This is a genomic window from Pseudoalteromonas sp. TP27 (assembly GCF_056470645.1).
In genome coordinates this window covers 1-2,979 of sequence record NZ_JARDAK010000060.1, presented here as the reverse complement: position 1 = coordinate 2,979, position 2,979 = coordinate 1, and the positions used below count along the sequence as shown (strand labels likewise).

The 2,979-nt window shown below is 41.0% G+C and carries 1 protein-coding gene and 3 pseudogenes; 1 reads left to right on the top strand and 3 read right to left on the bottom strand.

Translation table 11 applies throughout. The annotated features are described in order from the left end of the window. Window positions 1-5: 5 nt before the first annotated feature. Window positions 6-841, bottom strand: a pseudogene (locus tag PX700_RS21770) (type IV secretory system conjugative DNA transfer family protein). Window positions 842-906: 65 nt separating this feature from the next. Between PX700_RS21770 and PX700_RS21765 the strand changes: the two are divergent. After that, window positions 907-1,935 (top strand): annotated as a pseudogene (locus tag PX700_RS21765) (IS630 family transposase). On the opposite strand, the gene PX700_RS21760 reads toward PX700_RS21765, so the two are convergent. Both PX700_RS21760 and PX700_RS21755 read right to left on the bottom strand, forming a co-directional pair. Beyond that, window positions 1,905-2,264: a hypothetical protein gene (locus tag PX700_RS21760; RefSeq protein ID WP_446701381.1), complete on the bottom strand. Its 360-nt coding sequence runs from the start codon at window positions 2,262-2,264 to the stop codon at window positions 1,905-1,907. The pseudogene PX700_RS21765 and the gene PX700_RS21760 overlap by 31 nt on opposite strands. Window positions 2,265-2,436: 172 nt before the next feature. Continuing rightward, a pseudogene (locus tag PX700_RS21755) lies at window positions 2,437-2,979 on the bottom strand (IS91 family transposase); the annotation flags it as partial.

The window sequence follows — 2,979 nt, the reverse complement described above, 5'->3', positions numbered from 1 at the left end:
CATAATTAGTCTCTAAAAAGAGACGCATCGTAATGTACTTCTACGTCTTCTACTGGCAATGGTTGATCTAATGGTGACTCAAGCAACGGTTGTAGTGGTTTGGGTTGCTCTAGCTCTAACCGTGGTATATCTATTTGCAGCTCCCCATCTGCAATCACACTATCCATTTGATCTTTCGTTGGAATGCCTTTGATTTTTCCTAATGTAGGCGACATGGCCTTTAGGTGGTCAATAAAAGGCGATTCTTGAAAGTAATGGATTTTGTCGCAGTAAATCGGTTTCTTACCACGCAGCATTATGATCACTTTATTAAACGGCATTTCTTGCGATTCTTGAAGGAGCATAAGGGCGCGTTTCCCATCACTGGTTGTAATGCTTCGCTTTCCTTGACTGATTTGAACGCTTTTTACCTTGACCGTTTTGTTACCCAAAAACGTTGAAATATCTTCTGCATCTTCATTTTCAGGCATAAAAAATAGGTGAGCTTCATGGTTTCTTTACCGTATCCCTCTGGCTCCTTGGCTTCAATCTGTGCTGGATTCTGAACGATGGTCAGCAGTTGTAAGCCATACCCTGCAAAGTAGTTATTTGATTTGGCTATTATCCCCGAGCGACCCATAACGGTGAACTCATCCATAAGTAGCAATGCTTTGTATTTCAATTCCTTATTTTGCTCAGGTAATTCTTTCGTGTTGATGTTGATTAATTAACTAAAGAACAGATTCAAAATCCGCCCAACCATAGGAATGTAGTCAGGAGTAATACCTACATAGATGGTCATGCGTTTTCTACGAAGATCATGAAAACTAAAATCACTGTCACTGGTGGCTGCATCAAACACGGGGTTATACCCATGATCATTGAAGATGCTTGATTTTTAGCAAAATCAGGATCATGCTACGCATTATGAAAATTATACTGACTCCTCAACAGAAACAGCAACTCGAACAGATGCACGCTTCTACTCGTGATAGTCGAGTTTGCGACCATATAAAGGCTGTTTTACTGGCTTCTGAAGGTTGGAGTCAGACTATTATTTCACAAGCTCTTCGCATTCATGAGTCAACCGTTGCTCGTCACCTCAGCGACTACTCTTTCTGAAAAACTTAAGCCTGAAAATGGTGGGAGCCAAAGCAAGCTTTCTGCTACTCAAACCATGCACCTAATCGAGCATTTGACTGAGAAAACCTATTCACACACTCATCAAATTATCGCCTGCGTTAAAAAGACATTTGAACTTGATTACACTGTTTCTGGTATGAACAAATGGCTACATCACAATGGTTTTAGCTACAAGCAACCGAAAGGCGTTCCGCACAAGTTCGAAGAGGCAAAACAACAAGCTTTCATAGAAGCTTACGAAACACTAAAGGCCAGTTGTGGCGAGGATGAGTCGATAGTGTTTATCGATGCCGTTCACCCAACATTATCAACAAAAATATCTCATGGTTGGATCCGTACTGGTCAAGATAAAGTGATTGAAACAACCGGGAATCGTAGCCAATTAAACATTATTGGGGCTCTGAACCTGTCGGATATTGGAGCGACCATTGTTAGCGATCATGAAAGTATTAACAGTGAAAATATTGTTCGTTTTTTGGGAAGCTCAGAGAGAGTTACCCACCAACCCATAAACTTCACATCATCTTAGATGGTGCTGGATATCACCGCAGTAATTTAGTCAAGGATGCAGCGACTGTCCTTAATATTGAACTGCACTACCTGCCACCTTATAGCCCAAACCTCAATCCAATAGAGCGGCTATGGAAGGTGATGAACGAGAAGTCGAGAAACAACGTTTACTTCAAAACTAAACGAGACTTCAAGGCTGCGATAGACCAATTTTTTGCAGTGACTCTTCCAGAGATCGCAGGCTCTTTTACATCCCGAATTAATGATAATTTTCAGGTGCTCAAACCTGCATCTTCAAGTTGATTCGGTATATCCGTTAGTAGCTCTAATTCATGTTCGACTCGTTGTCGATGCCAGCCTAAATACCACCAACCGCTACGTAAGTAATCTTGGCGGTATAATGGGGAAAACAGACTAAACATAAGTTCGTTTTCCCCATTAAATACACATTCAACTTCCCACTGTGTGTAATGCCGCTTATCTTTTCGTGACTCTCTGCATTGCTCTGATAACCACGCTGCAAATTCTATCGGTGCTGAAAAGTACACATACGGATGATGATCGCGTCCACAGCAATGACCTTGGCATGAGGCGATAGTCGTGACTCCTTCAATGGCATTAAACGCGTCCACTAAGTCCGCGATTCTTGATGGTTAGGAATTTCAATCCTAACCATCAAGATAAAATGCATCATTTTTTCTTACCCGAGTCTTCTACTTATTATTTTTTAACGGCTTTCTTCATACAAAAACATCGTTTTTGTATGGTTTCTGCTCAAATTTGTGCGTTTTGGACGTAGTTATCCTACGCTGCGCTCCTTAATCGCCTATCTTCTTTCATACTAAAGCGACGTAAATCCAGTAATTCGTCATTCTTTGGGCCTTTAAAAAAACTGTAAATACCATCCTGTTTTCACAAAGTGTACATTTGTATGGGTCGTTACCGGTGAAACCTTTGTATTGTTTGGCGTACGTTAATTTCTCTGTCTGCTCTGGCTTTGTACTTTCTAAAGCAGCATAAACTAACGAAAGTAAACGACCTCGTTTACTATTGGAGAGAAAACCGTAGTAGCGCACCATCTTTAGATGCTTTTGAGGGATATGGCTTACGTAACACAAAATCATCTCTTCTTGCGTTAGAGTCATTGTCTTGTGCTCACCATATCTATGGTCTAAATACTTAAACACCACCGTTCCTCCGCTATAATGATGCAGCCTTGAGGCTGATATCGGCGGACGCTTTAGGTAGCGACCTAAATAATTCACGGTTTGCTTTAACAGCTTAGTCTTCTTTGCAAAATGGATGTTCCAATATCTTTGATATTGGCGCTCTAAGAAAAAATGCCAT